The organism is Cupriavidus sp. D39 (assembly GCF_026627925.1).
In the GTDB taxonomy this organism is placed as follows: domain Bacteria; phylum Pseudomonadota; class Gammaproteobacteria; order Burkholderiales; family Burkholderiaceae; genus Cupriavidus; species Cupriavidus ulmosensis.
The window spans coordinates 1,573,265-1,596,349 of sequence record NZ_JAPNLE010000009.1; the positions used below are offsets into that span (position 1 = coordinate 1,573,265).

The window sequence follows — 23,085 nt, forward strand, 5'->3', positions numbered from 1 at the left end:
CCAAGTCATCTTTCGATCACTTAAATACATTTTGGTTGATACAATCACAACCCGGTATCGTGTTTTACTGCAGCGTCTCATCAACGCTCACGACACCTTTACTACATCCCATATTGTTAAAGAACAGCCGAGCGAGACTTGGTCCCGCATCGTCTTGGCCAAGGCCAAAGGCAAACGCTCAAGACTAAGCGCTTGCCTTTGACGACCAATCCAAGGTTACTGAAGTAAGTGGTGGAGGATGACGGGATCGAACCGACGACCCCCTGCTTGCAAAGCAGGTGCTCTCCCAGCTGAGCTAATCCCCCTTTACTTCTCTGTCCGGAGGCTCAACATCGACTCACATCGTCGAACCACCATCCGTAACTTGGTGGGTCTGGTAGGACTTGAACCTACGACCCCCGCCTTATCAAGACGGTGCTCTAACCACCTGAGCTACAGACCCTTGGCTGTAACAGCAAACAAACCGATAAGTGTGAACGCTCGACGTTGGATGCACGCTCTTGAAAGGAGGTGATCCAGCCGCACCTTCCGATACGGCTACCTTGTTACGACTTCACCCCAGTCATGAACCCTGCCGTGGTAATCGCCCTCCTTGCGGTTAGGCTAACTACTTCTGGCAAAACCCACTCCCATGGTGTGACGGGCGGTGTGTACAAGACCCGGGAACGTATTCACCGCGGCATGCTGATCCGCGATTACTAGCGATTCCAGCTTCACGTAGTCGAGTTGCAGACTACGATCCGGACTACGATGCGTTTTCTGGGATTGGCTCCCCCTCGCGGGTTGGCAACCCTCTGTACGCACCATTGTATGACGTGTGAAGCCCTACCCATAAGGGCCATGAGGACTTGACGTCATCCCCACCTTCCTCCGGTTTGTCACCGGCAGTCTCTCTAGAGTGCTCTTGCGTAGCAACTAAAGACAAGGGTTGCGCTCGTTGCGGGACTTAACCCAACATCTCACGACACGAGCTGACGACAGCCATGCAGCACCTGTGTCCACTTTCCCTTTCGGGCACCTGATGCATCTCTGCTTCGTTAGTGGCATGTCAAGGGTAGGTAAGGTTTTTCGCGTTGCATCGAATTAATCCACATCATCCACCGCTTGTGCGGGTCCCCGTCAATTCCTTTGAGTTTTAATCTTGCGACCGTACTCCCCAGGCGGTCAACTTCACGCGTTAGCTACGTTACTGAAGAAATGAATCCCCAACAACTAGTTGACATCGTTTAGGGCGTGGACTACCAGGGTATCTAATCCTGTTTGCTCCCCACGCTTTCGTGCATGAGCGTCAGTGACGTCCCAGGGGGCTGCCTTCGCCATCGGTATTCCTCCACATCTCTACGCATTTCACTGCTACACGTGGAATTCTACCCCCTCTGACATACTCTAGCCTTGCAGTCACAAGCGCCATTCCCAAGTTGAGCTCGGGGATTTCACGCCTGTCTTACAAAACCGCCTGCGCACGCTTTACGCCCAGTAATTCCGATTAACGCTCGCACCCTACGTATTACCGCGGCTGCTGGCACGTAGTTAGCCGGTGCTTATTCTTCCGGTACCGTCATCCCCCCGCCGTATTAGGGCAAGGGATTTCTTTCCGGACAAAAGTGCTTTACAACCCGAAGGCCTTCTTCACACACGCGGCATTGCTGGATCAGGGTTGCCCCCATTGTCCAAAATTCCCCACTGCTGCCTCCCGTAGGAGTCTGGGCCGTGTCTCAGTCCCAGTGTGGCTGATCGTCCTCTCAGACCAGCTACTGATCGTCGCCTTGGTGGGCCTTTACCCCACCAACTAGCTAATCAGACATCGGCCGCTCCTATCGCGCGAGGCCTTGCGGTCCCCCGCTTTCACCCTCAGGTCGTATGCGGTATTAGCTAATCTTTCGACTAGTTATCCCCCACGACAGGGCACGTTCCGATGTATTACTCACCCGTTCGCCACTCGCCACCAGGATTGCTCCCGTGCTGCCGTTCGACTTGCATGTGTAAGGCATGCCGCCAGCGTTCAATCTGAGCCAGGATCAAACTCTTCAGTTTAATACCTGTGTGACCCTTCGGTTTCCCGACGGATCTCGCTCTTTCGAGCGGTCGCTCACTCTCAGAAAACTGACTGGCTACGTCCGAAGACATAACCAACATGTTTTACTGTGCGAGCACTTTATAACTTGTAAGCTAAAAGACCGAGGTCTTCCGCATCCGCTATCAAGCGCCCACACTTATCGGTTGTTTGTTTGTTAAAGAACTGGCCGCGGCTCGCTTTGCTTGCCGCGTCGCTGCTTTTGTCTGCAGCAGAGAAACGAGATTATGAAGCGTGATCATCGTTTCGTCAACAGGTTTTTTTACTTCGGTTCGCTTCGCCATGCGCGTCGCCAACCACCCCCTGCCAACCCCGCAACCCTTGTCCCGTCTGCTTTGCAGCGGTCTTTTGTGTTGCGAGGGGGCGAATAATAAGACGCTCCCCCGGTCCTGGCAAGCCTTTTCTTGGATGAATTTTTCGAGAAGAACAAAGCTGATCATGATCAACATTCACAGATCATCCCTGCTCGTAGGCCTGCTTTGGCAAAACAATGTCGAGCTTGCGCACCTTGAGCATCGCCTCCAGCGCATGCAAAACACCGACCTTTAAGGCGGGCGCTGGCAGTGACACAAGCCCGTGGCACGACCCATGCGGGCTCGCTCACGCCATCTATTCACGATTTCGGTGGGCATTGAGTCCCGAGCAGCAGAGGCACCCGAGTGCCAGCAGGGCACCCAGCACAAGCACGCCAATGGCCAAGCCCTTGGTGGCACACCCCCTGCGGAGCACTCCCCATCCAGATCACACTTTCCCATCGCCATCTCCTCAATCCCGTGCCAGGAAGATCTGACGCTTCCATGCTAGATCACGGCGAAGGGAGAACAAAGCGCACACCACGAGTCACTTGCCGCGACGAGTGCCTTGCCCGCGCACGGACCTTTGGTGCCTCCGCAGCCTTCTAGGCGACGGCCGGCTTGCCACGCTCGGCCCCGGACATCCAGCGCAGTACCGACTGGCCCTGACCCCGCAAACCGCAAACCGCAAACCGCAAACCGCAAACCGCAAGCAATTGCATACACCACCATGTGCTCTGCCAGCCGCCTCGACTCGACTTAATTCTGACTTAGAAAAGTCTCAGCTGGTTTGGGTGCAGTTTGCGCTATTTTCACAGGCATCCTTGGCATGTGCCAAGCGCCCTACCCGGCCCACCATAGGGCTCACAATCGAAGTGGAAAGAACAACGATGCGGTCCTTCAGTGCCAAACTCACCCTCAAGCTAGCCGCCACGCTTTGCCTGGTCGCTCTCCTGTTCGGGAGTGCGTACGGGCTCTTTGGCCCCCAGGGCGGAAATGAAGCGTCGCATGCTGCGAACGCCGGCCATACCGATACCCTGCTTTCCTTGCTGATGCATATCCTTGGCCCGATTGCCGCAATCCCCGCCTTGATCGGCATGTGGTCACATCGATTCCCTGCACTGGGCGGACTGGTCCTCGCCTGCCCGGCCATTGCGACGCTGCTGCTGCACCATTTTGTCATCGGATGAGCTAGACGTCCGATGGCGGCAAGGTAGCGCCGCCTCTTCAGCTTCTTCCCGCCCAATTTGTCCACAAGCGCTCGCCACTGGTTTGGGCCGGTCCCCTCCGCGCAGGAACCAAACCCTGCGCCAGATACCCAATAGGGAATGCCGTTTCCGCGGCAACACCGGGAAATAACCATGAAGCAAACATTGTGGGGACTGCTGGCGGGGTGCGCGCTGCTGGCATTCCTTGGCGGATGCGCCAGCCAAGGCGCCGATGGCCGGGAGTCAAGTATCACCGCCTACGGCACCGTTGATGTTGGCATCTCGCGCACCGGCGAAAAATAGCGCGCAATACCTAGTAGGGCAACCACTCGATAGCGAGCGGTAACAGGCAAAAAAGAACCCGCAGTGCGGGTTCTTAAATTAGCGATCTCAATTGCCCTGAAGGCCCTGGTAATCTATCTGTCATTTCCCGTTCGTACTATCCGGGTAAACCGAAGTCGACTCCATGGAGTCGCAGCCACCACGATAAAAAAAGCCCGCACGAGGCGGGCTGAACAATCAGTTGAAGAAAGCCCTGTATTCGAGGGCAAGCACAGTGTAAGAACTTGCGGCGCCCTGACTAATTAGGGGAATCCCTTTGCCATGGCGGGAAAGCGGCCCGCCGCAACGATCAAGTGCGCATCACAGCCCCCACGGCTCCCGAGCATAAAAAGGGTATTCGAAGTTAGAGGAAATATTCCAGCCGGCGCCGCGGCAAGCGATCAATATCCATAATGCTCAGGGCGTGCAAATGCAATCTATTCTCTATCAGGGGCTCCCTCCTGACCCCGCGCGCGCACTTCCAGATAACTCCGACTCCACCTGCCAACCCTGGCGGACCTTGTTCAGGCCGCCTCGAGGGATGGCGTGCCTCCCTGCAGCAGATGCGCCCTCGCCTCTTCAAACATGGCATCGACGGCTGCACGCGTACGCACCGCGTGCATGCGGCGCGCATCCGACAAAACCCGCCGCCAGCCGCGGCCACCGTGGATGCCACGATGCAGGCCCAGCATATGGCGCGTCACCGCGCCCATATAGCGGCCCGTCTCGACGACATCCCCAATATAGCGCTGCATCGCCAGCTCAACGTCCAGCCGTGACGGCACCGGGGTCTGCGCACCATAGAAACGCCCATCCATTTCGGCCAGCACGTAGGGCTGGTGATAGGCTTCGCGCCCAATCATGACGCCATCCACATGCGCCAGGTGCTCATCCATCTCATCGTGCGTGACGATGCCGCCATTGATCAGGATCTCGAGATGCGGGAATTCCTGCTTGAGCTGGTAAGCCACTTCGTAGCGCAGCGGCGGGATCTCGCGATTTTCCTTTGGGCTCAAACCCTTCAGGATCGCATTGCGCGCATGCACGATAAAGGTTTCGCACCCCGCATCGGCCACGGTGCCGACGAAGTCGCGAACAAAGTCGTAGTGTTCGATCGTGTCGATGCCGATGCGATGCTTGACAGTCACGGGGATCGATACCGCGTCGCGCATCGCCTTCACGCAATCCGCCACCAGCTCCGGCTCCGCCATCAGGCAAGCGCCGAACGCGCCGCGCTGCACCCGCTCGGAAGGGCAGCCGCAGTTGAGATTGACCTCCACATAGCCCCATTGCTCGCCCAGCTTCGCCGCGGCCGCCAGGTCGGCAGGCTCGCTGCCCCCGAGCTGCAGGGCCACGGGTTGCTCGGCGGCGTCGAAGTCGAGATGACGAGCCACGTCGCCATGGAGCAGCGCGCCGGTGGTCACCATCTCCGTGTACAGCCACGTATGGCGGCTCAGTTGCCGGTGAAACATGCGGCAATGACGATCAGTCCAATCCATCATCGGGGCGACCGATATTCTCCTAGGCGTTGATTTCATTGGAATCTGGCTTCAGTACTGGGTTCTGCGGTAGTTCGCCCGCTGTATCGTTAGTGCCTTTCTAGGCGCATTCCATGCCATTTTCAGCACCGAGCGCTACGATGTAGCACCGAAAAAATTCATGTAGCACCGGAACGCATGGGATCAATTACGCAGCGGGAAAGGAAGGACAAGAGTATAGGGTACACCGCCCAGATCCGCCTGAAGCAAGGCGGGAAGGTCGTCTACAACGAGGTCAAGACCTTCGATAGGCGGCAGGCAGCCGCGGCGTGGCTTACGAAACGGGAGAAAGAGCTCGCCCAGCCTGGCGCACATGAAGCGGCGCAGCAGCGCGATCCAACGCTGAGCGAGGTGATCGATCAATACATCAAGGAATCACGCCAGGACATAGGCCGGACCAAGACCCAGGTGCTACACGCGATCAAAGTAGCACCGCTGGGCGGGATGGTGTGCTCGAAGATTGATAGCGCTGCCATCACGCGGTTCGCGCAAGGCCTTGGCGTGCAACCGCAAACGGTCGGCAATTAGCACAGCACGCGATAGGTCGACTGCACTAGGCCGGACGGAAAGTGCCGGCTCGATTCGAGCGCCAGACTGACGTCGCGCGGCAGGGCGCCGAACAATGGTCTGCCTGCCCCGATCAACACTGGCACCGTGGTGACCACCAAATCGGCGATCAATCCGTCGCGCAGAAACGACTGAACCAACTGACCGCCATCGACGTACACGCGACGCACGCCTGCAGCCTCCAGTTGCTTCATCGCATCCGTGGGCGTGCTATCCGAGAACCGCACCTTTCCCTGCAGCCTCTCCGGCACTGGCTTGCCGGCCAATTGCCGGGACAGCACCAGAACGGGCTTGTCGTAAGCCCATTCGCCCAGCGTGAGGACTTTTTCGTAGCAGCCTCGGCCCATAACGATCGCGTCCTTGTCGGCGATGAAGGTCGGATAGCCATGGTCTTCTGCCGGCTCATCCCGTTTCAGAAGCCAGTCGATGTCCCCATCGGGTCGGGCGATAAAGCCGTCAAGGCTGGTAGCAATAAAGACGTGTCCTGTGATCATTGTCAATCTATTGTTCTGTCGGATCGCGCTCAAGCTTTAGCCGGCGCCTCGGCCCCGTAGGCGCAGACTCTTCCGTCCCGCCAGACACAATCCATGAAGTTTGCGACGCTCGAATGGCCATTATCGCTGAAGGCAGGCGTTCGCAATGCGTTGCCAAATGGCACCTATTGGCCACCGTCGGGCGTCTGCGTGAAACTGCGACCGTCTCAGGCCCGGCCGACAGCGGTCGTGCCCTGTCCCGGCGCCGAACCCGGGCTTCCGGACAATACGGCCGTTTCGGCCACACCGCCGAGGTTAGGGTCGAAAATGACTATGTCCTTCACCCTGGAGCAGCCGCGCCCCCATCGGGCTGCACGGCAATCATTGGAGATTTTCCGGGCCGAGATCCGCGGGGCGAACCATGCATCGAAGAGCGACTGACCTGAGAACGGGAGTTCTTCGGGCCGCCCTAGCAAAGCGTCGACACTCGCAAGCTTCAGCGCCTCTTCTCTTCATCTCAAATCGTCGAAGTCTTCTGGCGCCAGCCTGAGGGCGGCTGCCTGCACGTTTTCCTCGAGGTGATCGATGGATCGAGTACCGGGGATGGGCAGCATGACAGGCGACTTCGCGAGCAGCCACGCAATAGACAAGGCGGCATGCGTGAGACCGTGACGCGTGGCGACCTGCTTCACCTTGAGCGCCCGTAGGCCTCGTTTGCCGCCCAGCGGATACCAGGGCAAAAAGGCAATCCCGAGACGCTCGCACGCGGCGAGCACGTCCTCGCTGGTTTGGTTTCTCAGGTTGTACGCGTTCTGAACCGACACGATGGGCGTGATGCTGCGTGCCAAATCGAGCTGCGCGACCGTGACGTTCGAAATACCGATATGGCGGATTTTTCCTATGCGCTGTAAATCAGCCAGGGCCCCGACCGACTCGGCGAATGGCACGTTCGGATCAGGCGCATGGAGCTGATACAAATCGATGCGCTCCAGCCGCAAGCGCTGCAAACTGCCTTCGACCGCGCCCCGCAAATGGTCGGGGCGACCGTCCTGAACCCAGGATCGACGATTTGGTCGCACCAAACCACCTTTGGTAGCGATGACCAAGTCCGAAGGATAGGGATACAACGCCTGCGCGATCAATGACTCGTTTGCCTCGGGGCCGTAACTATCCGCAGTGTCAATGAAATTCACACCAAGCTCGATCGCCCGATGCAGAACTCGATTGGCGTGATCCCGATCCTTTGGTCTTCCCCAAGCCGAATCTCCGCACAGACGCATTGCGCCGAAGCCCAATCGATTGACTGTCAAGTCGCCGAGGTCGATCGTTCCGGCGAGCGCTGCGCCTTTCTGTTCCAACGGCACCTCCATCTTGTCGGCGTCGTCAATCGAAGTGGTTGATCTCCGGCCGGTTGCGCTAGGTCAATCGGCGCGTGCAATCAATGTGCTGTCCCATCAGCCGCAAGCGAAGGGCAGCTTTCGCGCTGAGCAGTCACTCACAGGCGCTCCGCCAGTGTCGCATATGGGTCGACAACGGCCATAGCCGCAGAATCTGCTCCTCGGCAGCCGGAGCATGTCCATGCTGCTCTCGAACCTGTACGCGTCCATACCTAGCACCCTACCGTTACCGGCCAGCGTGTTCTATGAACCCAATTACGAGAACGGGCCCAAGTCCGTGCGCTGGCAGATTCGGCTGAAGGATGAGCCGGAGTTCGCCATCGCGGGGCTGTGGCGGGCGTGGCCGGGCGAGACCGGCGCCGAGCCGGCGCCGCGCGCGATGGCGAGCCCAGTAACCAGGGAGCACCTACCTACTCACCCAGCGCGACGGGCTCAAACCATTGGGGTAGGAGAGTCCCTCCAATGTGGTAGGAGAGTCCCTTCAACTCCAAGGCCAATACCAACCCGATGGTGTCTCTCCTATGCTTTAGGCATGCGTGTGGCGAGGGGCCCCCATCCTCGATCAGCCGCAGTGCCGCGATTCCCCTCCCGGATCGCGGCACTTTTTATTGCGGTGCAACCTGTCCTGGAAGGCCTGCGGGACGCCGCCCCTTGGCGGCCGGCGGCGCCCGCGCCTACAACGGATGCAGGAGCCCCACCGGAGCTCAGTATGTGCCGCCGCGCGCTCGTCACGCCGACTGTCCCTCAGATTTGAGGCTGCCGTTTCCGGCGGATATGATGGCGACTGAGGCGGCGCCGCTTTCGGCACGACGCAAGGCGCCATGACCGCATCCACGGTGGAATCAACTGCGACTTCACAATGAAAACCCTCCGTATCGCTTCCTTTTTCCTCGCTACAGTCGCGCTATCCGCTCAAGCAGTTGAAGCGCCTGACAGCCAATGGCAGCGCGTTGGTTTGTCGCTATCTGAGCTTGTTGCACGTGGTTACGGCATTGCCGCGGTTACGAGCGACTCGTCTCCAAATGGGGTATCAACTGAAACGTTCTACCTTCAAAGGGGCGAAAGCGCGTACAAGTGCATCGAGGTTCATGCCATTGATTTCAAGGCAAAAAAGTCTGCGGCGCTTTTTGATTGCTTTGAACTCGTTACGCCCTACGCAACGCCTCGCACCAAGTGAGGCAAGTATGCGGGCCGGTGCGCGCCGTCTTGCGTCACGCCGCCCAGCCTACCTACACGCTCCTGGAGGGTGACGCTTGCGTCTTCGAGCGACACGGCTAGCGCTGCGCAGACTTCCGGCCCGAGGACGAGGTCGAGACACGTCCAGCCGGAAAGGGTTGTGCCGTTATGCGAAGCACACCAGCGGCCCTCGCCGATTAGCAAATCGTCTTCTGTCGTATAAGCATTCGGCTCGCCGGAGAGACCCATGCCGAGCGCCTTCAGCAGAGCTTCCTTTCGGGTCCAGATACTGAGCAGGGTTGCAGCCGAATCGGGTCGCGTCGGGTCAAGCGCCTCCTCCTCGATCGGAGAGAATATCCCGCGTCCAATGCCCGCAACGTCCAAGCCGTCAATCCGTCGCTCCACGTCCACGCCGACGCGGCAATCCCATGCGAAAGCGAGCAGCGTCAACCCGTCGGTGTGGGAAACACTGAATGCGAGCCTTGCTGCGTGCGGCCACTGCAAGGCGGGCTTGCCGAACGGCGTGACACTAAAGCGCAGGGACTCGGGATTGCAGGTCAGATAGCCGCCGATCAGCCAGCGGAGAAGGCTCCGCCGGGCAATGAAGCCATTGCGATGCTTTTCGTGTCTGTAGGCTCGGGCACGCTGGCGCTCATCTGGCGAAAGCGTGTGGGCGAGCGTCGAACATACCCGGTCGATAAGAGCGTCATTCAGTACCCACACATGCACGGCTCTTTCCGGCAACGAGAGGCGGCTCCGATCAGGCAGTAAAAGAGACGCGGTACGTCCCACGTTCCGCGCGGTGACGATATCGTGGTGCATGCCGTTCGATCCCCACTCACGCCTTGTGGCGCCTCACGAAACACGCCCGCCGCGTCATGCATTTTCCAACCCTTCGTCCAGTAGCGCCGCGACGACCTGCAAGGTCGGTTCGACGAGCATATCGGCATGGTCGCTGGGCACTTCGGCAATCATCAAGCCGCCGCGCGCGACACGCCGCCACAGCGATATCGGATCGCCCCAATCCTGGTGTCGAATCGCCGCGCGCACATAGACAATCGGGCCCGCGTGATATGGCTGCGGCCGGTAGGTCGTCGTTGCTTGTCTCATCGCTTCGCGTACGCGCCAAAGCGCAGGCGGAAACGATTCGGTGTAGGCATCCGGCCGGCGCGTCATGCGCCCGAGGCTCATCCCCACGCGATCGGCCGCCTTCCCGAGCATGTCCGTCAGGTAACCGAAACGCTGCGACGCAGGCACCGCGCGCAGCTTGCGCCACTGGTAGCTCAAATAGCTGCAGCAGTGCCGCATCCAAGCACTCCATGGCAGGAAATGCTCGTGCACATAGGTATCGAGCAGGCACAGGAATGCGATGTGCTCGCCAGCGCCCATCAGCCGTTGCGCAATCTCGAGCGCGACCAGCCCGCCGAACGAGTAGCCGGCCAGCGCGTACGGTCCGTCCGGCTGCACGGAGCGCATCTGTTCGATGTAGCTGGCCGCCATATCTTCGACGCACCGCTGTGTCGGCTGCTCGCCATCCAGGCCTAGAGCCTGCAGTCCATAGACCGGGCGCGGACTACGCAGCGCGCAGACCAGCCCCCAGCATTCCATCACCGAGCCGCTCAAGCCATGCACGAGGAATAGCGGCGTCCCGGTGCCGGCGCGCACGGGCACGAGGATCGGCGACGGCGGCTGCGGTGCGCCCTCGTCGATCGCCGCGGCGAGGCGCGCGATCGTCGGCGCGATCAGCAGCGTCGCGAGTGGAATTGTGCGCCCGGTCGACTGATGCACGTCGGCGAGCAACCGCGCTGCGAGCAGCGAATGACCACCCAGGTCGAAGAAGTTGTCGTCGCGCCCGATCGGCGCGAAGTCGAACAGTTTCTCCCACAGCACCTGCAGATGACGTTCTAGTTGTTCGCGGGACTCGCCGGCGGGTGGCAATTCGCGCGCCGCCAGGTTCAGTGCCGGATGGTTCCGGATCGCGTCGAGGCATCCGGGATTGCGTAACGCCGCGGCATTGCCGACCGGCAAGCCATTGACCGCATTGCGCGCAGCCGCTTCGGACAGCTTGCCGCTATGCGTGACCGGTAGCGCATCGACGGCGATGATCCGGTCGGGCACGTGCATTGGCGACGCACGACGTGCGAGGTCGCGGCGCACTCGGGCGGCCAGCGCGCCAGTCAGCGCGACGCCATCCTGCAAGACCAGCAGCAGCACGATGCGCTGATCGTACCTTTCCGCGTGCGTGCGGTCAGGCGGCGCGGCGCGTGACCGCTGCTCGACCACCAGCGCCTCGCGAATGTCCCGGACATCGCTCAGCACGCGATAGATTTCGCCCGGACCAACGTTGATGCCGCGAACATTCAGAACGCCATCGGATCGGCCATGCAGCCGCGCAGTGCCTTCCTGCGAAAATTCGATGCGATCGCCGTGCGTCCAGACACCTGCGTTGCTGCTGAAATAGGCAGCGTGAAACCCCTTGCCGTCCATGTCGCCAAAAAAGCCAAGCGGACGTGACGGAAACGGATTCGCGCAGATCAGCTCGCCGGTTCGGCTGGTGCGAGCACCCTGTTCCCACGCCTGAACATCGAGCGCAAGGCTCTTGCACTGGGTTTCCCCGCATAGACCGGCAGGTTCGGATTCCCCAGCACAAAGCAGCCGAGAATGTCCGTGCCGCCCGAGATCGACTGCAGGGGCAGCGGCTTCACGTGATCGCGTACCCATTCGAACTGCGCATCGAACAGCACCGCACCGGTCGACATCATCGCGCGTAGCGCGCCGAGATCGAATTGCTGCCCTGGCACCAGGCCCGCGTCCTCGCACATCTTCAGGTAAGCGGGACTTGTGCCGAACACGGTGACGCGCTCGTCGGCGACGAGGCGCCACAACGCATCGACCGTCGAGATCGGGCCGTCGTACGTAACGATCTCGGCCCCGGACGCGAGCGCCGACAACTGCCAGTTCCACATCATCCACGCGCAGGTGGTGTGAAAGTACAATCGATCGCCGGGCCGCAGGTCACAGTGCAGCCGATGCTCCTTCAGATGCTCGAGCAGGCTGCCGCCGGCGCCGTGCACAATGCACTTCGGCTTGCCGGTAGTGCCCGACGAGAACATGATGAAAAGCGGATGGTTAAACGGGAAGCGCCGCCACACGAAGCTCCCGGCATCGCCACTGTCGATCAGTTCGCCAAGCGAATAGACCCGCTGCTTGACGGTGTCCGGCAAGGTTCCGTCGTCGAGCCGGACGACGCCCTGCAGCGACGGTAACGCAGCAGCCAGATCGGCGATGTTATCCGCCAGCGACATGCCCGTGTCGAACGCCCGCTGCGCAGCGTGCGCGAACAGCAGCCGCGGTGCTAGCGGCGCGAAGCGATCGAGGATCGTCTCGACGCTCATCTCGGCCGCAGCGGTCGACAGCGTTGCACCGAGCGCGGTGACGGCCAGCGCGGCAACGACCGCATCTGCGTCGTTGCGCATCACACCAACCACGCGGTCCCCATCGCGCAGCCCCAACTTCGACAGAGCATGCGCGAGACGAGCTACTCGATTGCGCAGTTCGCCGCGGGTCAGGCGTACACGTCGGCCATCTGCGTGACATGCGGTCAGTGCAGGCGTGTCGGGCGTCGCTACCGCCAGGCCAAGCAGGTTGTCCGCGTAGTTCAGTTGGACCTGCGGGAAGAAGCGTGCATGCTCGCACTCGTCGCCGACGCAGACCGGCTCGGTGCTGCCGGACCACGCGAGCCCCTGCGACCATTGCACGAAGCATTGCCAGAACGTCCGGTACTCCCGTACCGAGAAATCGTGTAGCGTATCGTAGTTATTGAAGACTTGGCCGGTGTATGCCTGCAGGGCCGTGGTAAATGCGGTCATTTGCGACGCCGCGGCGCACTCGGGCGTGCCGCTATAAACGGGTACGCGTCCCAGGGTCACGCTGGGGCAGAACGACGTGTCGAACAGGCGAAAGCGATCCATCCAATGCCTCACTGAGACCGGTGCACACCGTTCGAAACAACGGCGTGTTCTGATGATCCAGACTAGTGACTCGCTATTTCTTGCTCTGTGCGAAATCGCACGAACTATTGCAAAACCACAGGCAACGACCAGCCAGCTGGCGTGGACATGACTTGGGCTTCTCGTATCAACAAGTTCGTGACCCGGCGCGGCTTCGCTGAAAGCGAGGCGCCATCACAACGACGAGCGAGTCACTATCAAATCGACACGCGTCCCGAGACTTCCTCCGGGAATGGTGTGAGCGAATCCACGAGATCCTGATGCAGACCATGGGGCAGCACCTTTCGGTCGGCGGCAACCAGGCAGCGCGAGGGACTACCTATCACCGGACCGGGGAAGCTCGAAGCATTGTCGACGAACGTCTCTTGTCCGCCCTGTGAGGGGACATTCGCGAATCGCTTCTTGGTGACTGGAACTGGCCGACAGCGGCCGTCGGCCAACGCGCGCACTACACCGCCGTCTGGCCTGGCTCCTTCCTGGCCTGCCTTGTTTCCTTCCCACAGCGAGCCATTCCAAGGCTGAACCAGCAGCCGCCATTCAAGTCGTGGCAAGCGCACCTGTGCAAAGTCTGGCCAAAGGCTGCCCAGCACGATAGTAAGGGTGGCGCGCAGCTAGTTCACCTGCCCCGCGTCGATGGCTCGCATGGCCGCGGCTTCTGCCAAGGCAATCGCGGCTTCCGCGGTCCCCGCCACGCCAGCCTCTTCCTCGAACGAAGGCTGCGGCGTTTCGCCGAACGAGTCGGCGATCACGACCATCGCCGTAAAGCCTCCGCCAGCTACCGGAACAGCGCGGGCCACCACGGCATAGCCGCCATACTCGAACTGTCGCTCCATTTCGCCGCTCCTAAACGCTTGGGCATGAGGCAATCATAGATGGACATATCGTCCCGTGACCAGAACAAGGCCCCTGTCCCGCCAAATTCACCGGGTGACGAACGACCAACTCAGATTGAGCGACTTGCCAGCCAGCTGGCCGCTGACGCTCACGTTGTACCGCGTCCCGCTCGCGAGCGGCGCGAGAGGCGTACAGACCGCAGCGCCGGCAGCCGCACCGGACAGGTTGGGGCTGCGCGCATCCACCTTCAGGCAGTTGATGTTGTTGCCTTGCGCATCGGTCACCACGAAGGTGTCCGCGTTAAAGGCCTGGCTGCGGTCGATGGCTTGCAGGGTGATGGGGTAGCCAAGCGTCTGGTTCTGGTAGCCCGGCGCGGGATTGGGGCTTTCATTGTTCACCCAGCTGGTCGGCACGTCCGCCTGGCCGGCGTAGGGATACGCCACCATCTGGTCGCTGGTGCCGGGCATGGTGGCATCGGCCAAGTCGATAGTTTGGTAGAACGACGCCGTGGCACCGCCAGAAGCCGTGCTCTTCTGCTCGGCATAGCCGGCCCCCGCGGACTTGTAGCTGCCCAGCAAAGTGGCGCGATGGAGTGGCGCATCGAACAGGTCGCTCACCAAGGCGTCGTTGGACGCCAGCACCAGGATCGCGTTGGGATCCGAGCTCCATTTCGTGGCGCCCCCGACGACCTCCGCTGTGGCGCCGGTCGGGTACAGCGCTTGCACGCGTGCATCCGGCGTGGCGCCGGTGTAGCCCCGCGCGGCGGCATTCTCGTCATGACCAGGCGTCTGGTTCCAGAGCATGTAGTTGCTATGGTTTTGCGCGGCGACGCCGATGGCATCCTGCGCTTCCAGCGCGGGAAGCCCGACCTGCACGCGACGGAAGTTGGCGTAGCAAAGGCCTGCGGTCTTGGGCTCGCCGAGCACGTGATAGTTGGTCACGCCGGCCGCGCCGCGCGTGGGCAGGATGCTGACGCCGGATGCGCCCGAAGCCGCAGCGGCGTTGCCGGTCACGGTGAAGCAGGCCGTCACTGCGGTGGCGGGCACCGTCTGGCTGGTGCTGGGGGCAGCGGCCGCAGCGCCGGCATTGCTCGTTGCGCCTGCCGCTGCGGGCGTGGTGGCCCCGCTACCGCCGCCATCGCCGCCACCGCAGGCGCAGAGAACCAGTGTGGCGCCGGCCAGGGCGAGAAGTATCTTGGGAAAATACGCCTTTCCGGGCGAGGTCGAGCGATTCGCTAGCATTAATCCGAAGGGTTCGTCCGGCCATCGCAACCGGTGGTCAAAAGTGCGGCCTTGGCATTGCAAGGGCAACGCCAGCAGGCTGGGAAAAATCCGGACGATCTTATTGGCCGGCCCGCGGGAGCGTCCAGCCTGCGAACAAATGCTTACGTGTGACCCTGGCGCGCGTCACCTGATGGCATTGAGGCACCTCAGCCCACCCTGAGCGCAGGCGGGAATACGCACCAGCACCCGTCGTCATGGCGGAAGAAGAACATCGACAACTGCCCCGACGGGCGGGCCACATCCACCCGGATGCAGCCGCTGCGGCAAGCCCGCGAACTGCGCACGCGGGTGATCCGCGCGGGCGCGGCCAGGTTGGGGCCGAGCCATTTGTCGATCAGCCCACGCAGGGATATCTTGGCGGTTTGCATGTCAGTCTCCTTGACTTGGCTGGCTCTAGGATCAAGCGTTAAACAGCACCGGCGCCGAGGTGCGCGCCCTTGAACTCGGTTTCGAGAAACGTCCTGAGCAGGCTGGCGACGGTCTGCACGGCCATGGACGGGTGGTGCAGGCAGGCCTCCACTTGCTCGCTGCGGCCTTCGCCAAGCAGGCACCAGGTGCAGAAGTGCTCGCAGTTGTTGGTCAGGAGCCGGTAGTTGTCTTCACCGAGGCGGGAGCGGGCGCGCGCAACCGCCTCCAGGCCGACATACCTGGCGCAGGGATTGGCCTTCACGGTGACGGGGTGGCCAGCCGCGAAGGCTTCCACCGTGGTTTCTTCCACCGGGCCGCGATGGAGCGAGCCGGCAAAGCCCGCGTAATGGACCACCTTGCCTTCGCCGATATAGATCCCGTGGTGGGCATAGCCGCGGCGTTCCGTGACCAGGTGCGCGCCCAGGGGCAGGTCGGCATCGATGGCCTGGTCTTGTTGTTGGTGTTGGTGGTTCATGGCTGCCTCTGATCTGTTTGCTTGCTGCAGGCATTGCCTGCTGGTTGCCATAGCATCTGCATCAACCGTGCCACCCGCCGCAGTCCGAGGCAGATCAAGGGATTGCGGGATTTTCAACCGGCCAGGCAGGGGAAAAGCGTCTCCGGCCAGCCAACAGCTTGATGCCATTAGTGTTGGCGGCATGCCATCAGAGGAGATCCGGATACGGTGAGCGCCGTGACGAGGTGGATTCGGTGCCAGTGGCAGCGCGCCGTGGCGCGACTTCACGCAAGACGCCTGCGGGACGGCGAGCCCGAGGCAAAGCGGTGGTGTTCCCCCACCATACCGGCGGAGGATGTTGGCATTGCGCCAACGCTTCAGGCCCGGCCGCGAAGTCCGAGATCAGCCCGGAATCGCCAACGAACAGGGAAAACACAGCAAATTCAAGCACTTGCGCCGCTGCGCCGACTCAGGCGCATCGCTGGCATGCGCTTTGCTCTGTAGAAGCATGGCAAGAAGCCACGGACCGCAACACAGCCCCTACCGACCCCACGCACCGGAGACCATCATGGCGGCGCTCACCATCAAAGACCTCTACACCAACCGCACGCTGGACGGCCAGGCCATGGCGGCCATCCGGGGCGGCGGCGCGCCGTGGGTATTCGGCTGGATCCAGCCCTATTCCCCGCCCCGGCAAAATGTTGGGTCCGTCGTCAACTTTTACGAGATCAACAACAGCTTCTATGCTGATCAGATGGTTAACCAGTTCCAGAACATCGACGTTCGCAATACGGCGCCCGGCGCGAACATCAATGTGCAAGCGGGACAAGGGGCAAGGAACGACGGCCGGATGTAGCCCGGTTCGCTCGCGGCCCGGGTCCGGCCATGCGCCGCGCGCCACGCCAATGCCGCCCAGGCACTGGCGTGGCGTTGTGGCGTCCTAGCTCGCCCGAACACCGGAGATGATCGTGACCTGTGCATCGCAATTCCGCTGGACTTCAGCCGCTCGCACCGATGTCGGCCTCGTACGGGAACGCAATGAGGATGCCTGCCTGGCCCAGCCGGAGCGAGGGCTCTGGGTGGTGGCGGACGGCATGGGCGGCCATGCGGTTGGCGACTATGCCAGCAACCTCGTCGTGGAGACGCTATCCCGTCTGCCGCTGCCGCAAAGCCTCGAGAGCTTGCTCGACGAGGCGCGCACCGCCTTGCAGGAGGTGAATCGCGAGTTGCTGGAGGAAGCGGCGCGCCGGCGGGTCCGGCGCATTGGCAGCACGGTGGTGGTGCTGATGGCGTGCGAACGCTTCTGTGGCTGCCTGTGGGCGGGCGACAGCCGCATCTACCTGTACCGGGATGGGCACCTGACCCAGCTGACCCGGGACCACAGCCGCGTGGAAGAACTCAAGGCGCGCGGCCTGATCACCGCGGAAGAAGCCGTGCATCACCCTGCGCACAACACCATCACCCGCGCGGTAGGCGCGAACACGGCGCTGGAACTGGACCAGACCTGGGTGGAAGTCGCCGATGCCGATATCTTCCTGCTCTGCAGCGACGGCCTGAGCAATGAACTGCGGGACCCGGAGATCGCCAGCGTGCTGGCCTGCGGCGATTGCGAGCTGGCGGCGCAGGCGCTGGTGACCGCGGCGCTGGGCCGCGGCGGCCACGACAATATCTCGGCGGTGGTGGCGCGCGCCGAGGATCTCTACGCCTCGGACAAGACCATGGTGAATCCCTCGGTGTAGCCTGGCGTGCGGCTCAACGCGCCTTACCTCGCCTTGCCGCCCTGCGCAGCGCCCTGGTTGCGGAAATCCTTGGAATGGATGCCGTGCTTCTTCAGCAGCATCTGCAGGTGCGAGCGATTCATGTCGAAGCGCCTGGCCAGCTCCGCCACAGTGCCGCCGACTTCCTGCAATCCCCGCTCGAGAAAAGCGCGTTCGGCTTCATCGCTGGCGGCGCGCTTGGCCTCGCTGAGCGAAGTGGCCGTGGACGCATCCACCACGAGCGGTGCCGCGCCGCCGCTGGCCACCAGCGCCGGCGCCGATGGCTTGGGCCGCAGGTCCTGCGGAAGATGCTCGAGATCGGCCGTGTCGCCAGCGAGGCAGGAGATCCGGTACATCAGGTTGCGCAGCTCGCGGATGTTGCCCGGATAGGCGTAATTCATCAGGAAGTCGCGCAGGCGCGGCGTCAGCTTGATGGGGCGGCGCTTTAACGCGCCGGCGGCCTCGTCGCCGAAATACGCTACCAGCAAGGCGATTTCGTCGCGCCGCTCGCGCAGCGGCGGCAGCGTGACGTGGATCACGCTGAGGCGGTAGAAGAGGTCTTCGCGAAACTTGCCCTCCTCGCTCAGGCGCCGCAGGTCCCGGTTGGTCGCCGCCACAATGCGCGTGTCGACCGAAATGGTCTCGTCGGAGCCGACCCGCTGGATCTCATGCGACTCCAGCACGCGCAGCAGCTTGACCTGCCCGGTGAGCGGCAACTCGCCGATCTCGTCGAGGAAGATGGTCCCGGTATGCGCGCTCTCGAACTTGCCGCGGCGATCGTTGGCCGCGCCCGTGAAGGCGCCCTTCTTGTGGCCGAACAGCTCCGACTCCAGCAGGTTCTCCGGGATCGCCCCGCAGTTCACCGAGATATAGGGCTTGTCCGTCCTGGAGCCGTTGGCATGGATCACCTTGGCCATCAGCTCCTTGCCCGTGCCGCTCTCGCCATCGATCAGCACGGGCAAATCAGTGGGCGCAGCCTTCTCGGCGATCTCCAGCGCCTCCAGCAGCTTGGGGTTGTCGCCGAAGGTGCCCTCAAAAATAAAGCTGCGCTCCAGCAGCGCCTGGCGGCGCTCGCGTGGCGCCAGGTCGGCTGGCATCGGCTCTGCCACGGCCGCCTGCACAAAGCGCTCCTTGTGCGACAGCTGCATCACCTCGTCGCGCAGCGTGGTGGCCTGCTTGAGCAGCTTCTCGATCTCGTTGCGCTCGAGCTTGGAGGCCCAGCGCAGCGTGGAGCGCAGGATCTCGATCTTCTCGATCAGCCCGGCATAGGAGATGGCCGACCCGACGGAGCCCCCTGGTTGAACAGCTTCATGTCGCGCTCCCCCATGCGTCGCATTACGGCAGATAGGCCAGATGCGCCATTGCAACCCCCGCAGCGCCCGGGGCGGTGCAACCGCGCTCATTCTGAACTCAACTGCTTCTGCACCAGTTGGTAGTACATGCCCTTGCGCTCAAGCAGTTCCTCATGCCGCCCCTGCTCGACGATGGCCCCTTCGTACAGCACCAGGATCTTGTCCGCGCGCATGATGGTGCTCAGGCGGTGCGCGATGATCACGGCCGTGCGGCCTTGCAGGATCTCCTGCATGTTGCCAAGGATGTTGCTCTCCGATTGCGTGTCCAGCGCCGAGGTTGCCTCATCGAAGACCAGCAGGCGTGGATCGTGATAAAGCGCGCGGGCAATGCACAGCCGCTGGATCTGTCCGCCGGACAAACCCACGCCGCGCTCGCCCACCACCTGCTCGTAGCCCAGCGGCAGCTTGCTGATGAACGCGTGGGCGTCGGCCATCTTGGCGACTTCCTCGATATGGCGGCGATCCGGGCTGTCGTCGCCGCAGGCGATGTTCTCGGCAATGGTGCCCGAAAACAGCAGGTTGCTCTGCATCACATAGCCGATCTGCGCGCGGTAGTACTCCTTGTCGATCACGCTGAGGTCGTAGCCATCCACGGTGATCTTGCCTTCCGTGGGCACATAGAACCCCACCAGCATCTTGGCCAGCGTGGTCTTGCCCGAGCCGCTGCGCCCCACGATGGCCAGCAATTCGCCGGGCTTGATGCTGAAACTGATGTTCTCCAGCACGTAGGGCGTCTCGGCGCCGCCGTAGCGGAAATAGACGCCTTCCAGATTGATCTCGCCCTGCAGGTCCGGCAGCATCACGCGCGACGCCAGTTCCTCCGGCTTTTGCTCCGGATCGAGGTCCAGCACGTCGCCCAGGCGCTCCATCGCCACGCCGGCATCGTTGAGCTGGCCCCACAATGCCACCAGCCCCATCAACGGCGCCAGCACGCTGCCCATGAATGCATTGAAAGCAATGAGCTGGCCGACGGTGAGCTCGCGCTGCAGCACCAGGTTGGCGCCCACCCACAGCACGGCGATGGTGGTCGCGGCATTGAGCAACTGGCTGGCCAGCCCCACCAGGATATGGAACGCCTGCGCCCTGTACTGGACCTCCAGCGCCTTGGCGTACTTCTTCTCCCACTTCAGGCGCACCGGGCGCTCAATGCCCATGCCCTTGACCGTCTCCACTCCGCCCAGCGTCTCCATCAGGTACGACCGCGCATCGGTCGTGGTGGTGAACACCTCGCGCGCAAAGGCCTTTACCTTTGGCGTTGCCACGATCGTCAGGATCGCAATCGGAACCACGAAGGCGATCAGCACCAGCGTCATCTTGACGTTGTAGAGAAACATGATGGTGAAATAGATAAACACCATCAGCAGGTTGAGCGCCGTCGTCACCGTGGACTCGGTCAGGAAGGCGCGGATGGTCTGGTTCTCCTGGAAGCGGGCGAAGATGTCGCCCGTCTTGCGCTTGGCAAAGAAGGAAAACGGCAGCGACAAGGTGTGCTTGAAGAAGTGCGACATCATGGCGAAGTCCATATTGCGCACCATGAAGTTGGCGAGATACGCCCGTACCGAACTCATCAGTTGCGAGAACACGCTGGAGACGATCAGCCCAAGTATCAGCAGGTTCAGCAGCCCCATGTTCTGGTGCACCACCACGCCGTCCAGGATATTCTGGATGATCAAGGGCGGCACCACGCCCAGCACCTGGATCACGAAGGTCGCCATGAACAGGTGCGCGAGGATCCGTTTGTACGGCGCCAGGTAGCCGATGAAGCGCAGCCAGGGCGAACGCGCCACCGCCAGTTGCGCCATGCTTTCGCCGGAGGTGAAAAGCAGGCAGGTGCCGCTCCACCCGCGCTCGAACTCCTCCACGCCCATCTTGCGAAATCCGAGGGCCGGATCGGCCACCCACACCCAGCGCTTGGATACGCCGTAGACCACCACGTAGTGGTAGCCCTCCCAGTGCACGATAAACGGCAGCTCGAAACCCAGCAGGGAATCATGCGTGCACTGCACGCCGCGCGTGGTAAAGCCGAGCGACTCGCCGGCGCGGGCCAGGCTGTCCAGCGTGGCGCCCTGCGTGGTCACATTGGCCAGCTCGCGCAGCTTGCCGAGCGTCATGGGGATGCCGTGATGGCGGCAGATCATCGCCAGGCAGGCAGCGCCGCAATCCATCTCCTCGGCTTGCTCGACCAAGGCGAAGCGGCGGATCACGCGTTCGCCGAACTCCGGCTTCGAGCGCAGGTCGAGCATCACTGGATGCTTGCGCCGCTCGGCCATCTTCTTTTGCCGGTGCAGCTCCCGGTCGATAAAGCGGATGCGCTCCTCCAGCACTTCGCGCAGCTTGGGATTGCGCTCCAGGATCAGCTGCACGGTCTTTTCCGGAATCACCAGCAGCCGCGCATCCGTGCCGGCGATAGCCGACGCGATCTGTTCCTGGCGCATCACGCAGGCGCGCTCGCCAAAAATGTCGCCCTGGCGCAAGGTCGCCAGCGGATACTCGACGCCCTCCTCGGTCCGCACGATGCGGACTTCGCCCTGGCGCACCACGTACAGGCGGCGGTCTTCCCGTGCATCCTGCTTCAGGATCTCCTTGCCGGCGGACACGCGCTTCACGCCCACGCTGCGCACGGCCTCCTCTAGCTCGCTCTTGTCGAGCTTGCCGCGCAGGTCGAACAGCCGGGCAACAAAGCCGCCGGCCGAACTGATCGCCACATAGCTGGCGACAAAGGCCATCGCCGCCGGATTCTGCGCGATCATGGGCTCGGTCACGCTGCGCGGAATATAGAGCAACTCGGTCTTGGCGGAAGACCGCACCGAGGATTCGTGCCGGTACTCGCGCAGCATGGCAATGTCGGCGAACACCTCGCGTGCCTTGCGCACGCCCAGGCTGACTTCCTTGCCATTGTCTTCGTTGAAGATGCGCACTGACCCCGACTTGATGATGAAGAGCCCGTCGGCCGGCTCGCCCGCATTGCAGATGGTCTCGCCAAAGCCGTAGGAAAGCGATTGCGCATGCTCCGCCAGCCGCTCCATTTCCTCGCGCGAGAACGGCGAGAGTATTTCCACGCCAGCCAGGAAGTCGGCGAGCGGATGCAGTTCGGGGCTGGCTTCCATATGCTCTGGGCCCTCGCGGCTAGCGCGCTTCGATGACGTGTTCCTGCGCCCTGGCCATCAGCCAGTCTTCACGCAGGAGCCGGCGCACCTCCGCCGCCACATCGGCATCGAGCGTGGCGGGATGCTTGGCGCTCACCATGAAGATCTCGAAGAAGGAGCGGTCCTGGGACGGGAACGGACCGAGCAGGTCGCCGGTGGCGGCGTTGAACACCTTGGCTTCGATATCCGTCTTCAGTGAGCCGCGCAAGACCTTGCCGATCGCGCCGCCCTGCTCTTTCGTGTCCGCGATGGAGTGCTCGCGCGCCATCTCGGCAAAGCTGTCGGGATCGTCCCTCAGGTAGGAGATCAGCTCCTTTGCCTTGCCCTCGGCGTCCACCACGATATGGCTCACCTCGATGCTGTCGAACTTCGGCGAGTGCAGCTTGAAGTAGCCCTCCACGGCCTTGTCGCTGGCCACCTCGGCGAGCATCTTTTCCTGGTAGAGGCTATCGGTCACGAACGCCTCGAACTCGTCCAGGCTCACACCGAGCACATCGAGGTAATGGTTCATCTCCGTCGCGCGGTGCAACCCCTGCACGCGGCGGAACTGATCGGCGCGTTCCTGGATTTCCTCCGGCGACACGGTGATGCCCTGCTTCTTCGCCGCGTGCACCGTGAGCTTGTCCCTGACGATCTGCTCGATCAGCCCTTCGAATTGGCCCGTGAGCTTCAGGACACGGATGAATTCCTCGACCCCGATGACTTCATCGTCGACCCGCACAATCGCTGTCATCTCGTCAGCTCCTTGATTGTTCCCATTCGCCAAAATCCGCCGGCACCAAGTGCGGGCCGCC

Annotated in this window: 18 protein-coding genes, 2 tRNA genes, 1 rRNA gene and 1 pseudogene; 6 read left to right on the plus strand and 16 right to left on the minus strand. The window is 62.1% G+C overall.

What is annotated here, in order from left to right:
* Nucleotides 1-229 precede the first annotated feature (229 nt).
* From OMK73_RS19260 to OMK73_RS19275, 4 genes are all read right to left on the minus strand, one after another.
* Nucleotides 230-305: transfer RNA gene (locus OMK73_RS19260), tRNA-Ala, on the minus strand.
* A 60-nt stretch (nt 306-365) separates the two neighbouring features.
* A tRNA-Ile gene (locus OMK73_RS19265) sits at nt 366-442 on the minus strand.
* A 61-nt stretch (nt 443-503) separates the two neighbouring features.
* Nucleotides 504-2,034: ribosomal RNA gene (locus tag OMK73_RS19270) — 16S ribosomal RNA — on the minus strand.
* Between the two features lie 165 nt (nt 2,035-2,199).
* Nucleotides 2,200-2,523, minus strand: coding sequence for a hypothetical protein (locus tag OMK73_RS19275; RefSeq protein ID WP_267603531.1), 324 nt, complete (start codon nt 2,521-2,523; stop codon nt 2,200-2,202).
* Between the two features lie 734 nt (nt 2,524-3,257).
* Here OMK73_RS19275 and OMK73_RS19280 point away from each other — a divergent pair.
* Nucleotides 3,258-3,557 (plus strand): hypothetical protein, encoded by a 300-nt coding sequence (locus OMK73_RS19280; RefSeq protein WP_267603532.1) that lies wholly within the window; start codon nt 3,258-3,260, stop codon nt 3,555-3,557.
* 171 nt (nt 3,558-3,728) lie between these two features.
* On the plus strand, nt 3,729-3,878 hold the full coding sequence (locus OMK73_RS19285; protein ID WP_267603533.1) for a hypothetical protein: 150 nt from the start codon (nt 3,729-3,731) through the stop codon (nt 3,876-3,878).
* Nucleotides 3,879-4,420: 542 nt separating this feature from the next.
* On the opposite strand, the gene dusA is transcribed toward OMK73_RS19285, so the two are convergent.
* Nucleotides 4,421-5,434, minus strand: coding sequence for a tRNA dihydrouridine(20/20a) synthase DusA (gene dusA / locus OMK73_RS19290; RefSeq protein ID WP_267603534.1), 1,014 nt, complete (start codon nt 5,432-5,434; stop codon nt 4,421-4,423).
* Nucleotides 5,435-5,572: 138 nt separating this feature from the next.
* Between dusA and OMK73_RS19295 the strand changes: the two genes are divergently transcribed.
* Nucleotides 5,573-5,962, plus strand: a complete 390-nt coding sequence (locus tag OMK73_RS19295) for a hypothetical protein (RefSeq protein WP_267603535.1) — start codon at nt 5,573-5,575, stop codon at nt 5,960-5,962.
* Here OMK73_RS19295 and OMK73_RS19300 read toward each other — a convergent pair.
* Together OMK73_RS19300 and OMK73_RS19305 are read right to left on the minus strand one after the other, a co-directional pair.
* Complete coding sequence (locus OMK73_RS19300) at nt 5,959-6,495, minus strand: dihydrofolate reductase family protein (protein ID WP_045242789.1); 537 nt, start codon at nt 6,493-6,495, stop codon at nt 5,959-5,961. The two genes, OMK73_RS19295 and OMK73_RS19300, sit on opposite strands and share 4 nt — an antisense overlap.
* 491 nt (nt 6,496-6,986) lie before the next feature.
* A complete protein-coding gene (locus tag OMK73_RS19305) occupies nt 6,987-7,832 on the minus strand; it encodes an aldo/keto reductase (RefSeq protein WP_267603536.1) in 846 nt (281 codons plus the stop codon).
* A gap of 898 nt (nt 7,833-8,730) precedes the next feature.
* Between OMK73_RS19305 and OMK73_RS19310 the strand changes: the two genes are divergently transcribed.
* Nucleotides 8,731-9,048 carry a hypothetical protein gene (locus tag OMK73_RS19310; protein WP_267603537.1) on the plus strand — a complete coding sequence of 106 codons (318 nt, stop codon included), beginning with the start codon at nt 8,731-8,733 and terminating at the stop codon, nt 9,046-9,048.
* On the opposite strand, the gene OMK73_RS19315 is transcribed toward OMK73_RS19310, so the two are convergent.
* The 6 genes and pseudogenes from OMK73_RS19315 to OMK73_RS19340 form a co-directional block, all read right to left on the minus strand.
* Nucleotides 9,024-9,869: a 4'-phosphopantetheinyl transferase family protein gene (locus tag OMK73_RS19315; protein WP_267603538.1), complete on the minus strand. Its 846-nt coding sequence runs from the start codon at nt 9,867-9,869 to the stop codon at nt 9,024-9,026. The two genes, OMK73_RS19310 and OMK73_RS19315, sit on opposite strands and share 25 nt — an antisense overlap.
* Nucleotides 9,870-9,923: 54 nt before the next feature.
* A pseudogene (locus OMK73_RS19320) lies at nt 9,924-13,018 on the minus strand (acetoacetate--CoA ligase).
* A gap of 650 nt (nt 13,019-13,668) precedes the next feature.
* Nucleotides 13,669-13,890, minus strand: a complete 222-nt coding sequence (locus OMK73_RS19325; protein WP_267603539.1) for a hypothetical protein — start codon at nt 13,888-13,890, stop codon at nt 13,669-13,671.
* An 87-nt stretch (nt 13,891-13,977) separates the two neighbouring features.
* Entirely contained in the window at nt 13,978-15,132 is a 1,155-nt protein-coding gene (locus OMK73_RS19330) for a CAP domain-containing protein (RefSeq protein WP_267603540.1), read from the minus strand.
* Nucleotides 15,133-15,320: 188 nt separating this feature from the next.
* On the minus strand, nt 15,321-15,542 hold the full coding sequence (locus OMK73_RS19335) for a hypothetical protein (protein ID WP_267603541.1): 222 nt from the start codon (nt 15,540-15,542) through the stop codon (nt 15,321-15,323).
* Nucleotides 15,543-15,580: 38 nt separating this feature from the next.
* Nucleotides 15,581-16,057: a lecithin retinol acyltransferase family protein gene (locus OMK73_RS19340; RefSeq protein ID WP_267603542.1), complete on the minus strand. Its 477-nt coding sequence runs from the start codon at nt 16,055-16,057 to the stop codon at nt 15,581-15,583.
* A gap of 547 nt (nt 16,058-16,604) precedes the next feature.
* Here OMK73_RS19340 and OMK73_RS19345 point away from each other — a divergent pair.
* Nucleotides 16,605-16,892, plus strand: coding sequence for a hypothetical protein (locus tag OMK73_RS19345; protein WP_267603543.1), 288 nt, complete (start codon nt 16,605-16,607; stop codon nt 16,890-16,892).
* A 112-nt stretch (nt 16,893-17,004) separates the two neighbouring features.
* Entirely contained in the window at nt 17,005-17,775 is a 771-nt protein-coding gene (locus OMK73_RS19350; RefSeq protein ID WP_267603544.1) for a PP2C family protein-serine/threonine phosphatase, read from the plus strand.
* 23 nt (nt 17,776-17,798) lie between these two features.
* Here the strand turns inward: OMK73_RS19350 and OMK73_RS19355 are convergent, their stop codons facing one another.
* The 3 genes from OMK73_RS19355 to OMK73_RS19365 are packed head-to-tail and all read right to left on the minus strand — an operon-like array spanning nt 17,799 to nt 23,024.
* Nucleotides 17,799-19,196, minus strand: coding sequence for a sigma-54 interaction domain-containing protein (locus OMK73_RS19355; protein WP_420715550.1), 1,398 nt, complete (start codon nt 19,194-19,196; stop codon nt 17,799-17,801).
* Nucleotides 19,193-22,252 (minus strand): peptidase domain-containing ABC transporter, encoded by a 3,060-nt coding sequence (locus OMK73_RS19360; protein ID WP_267603545.1) that lies wholly within the window; start codon nt 22,250-22,252, stop codon nt 19,193-19,195. Before OMK73_RS19360 ends, OMK73_RS19355 begins: the two co-directional genes overlap by 4 nt.
* 19 nt (nt 22,253-22,271) lie before the next feature.
* Nucleotides 22,272-23,024, minus strand: coding sequence for a peptidylprolyl isomerase (locus tag OMK73_RS19365; protein WP_267603546.1), 753 nt, complete (start codon nt 23,022-23,024; stop codon nt 22,272-22,274).
* Between the last annotated feature and the right edge of the window lie 61 nt (nt 23,025-23,085).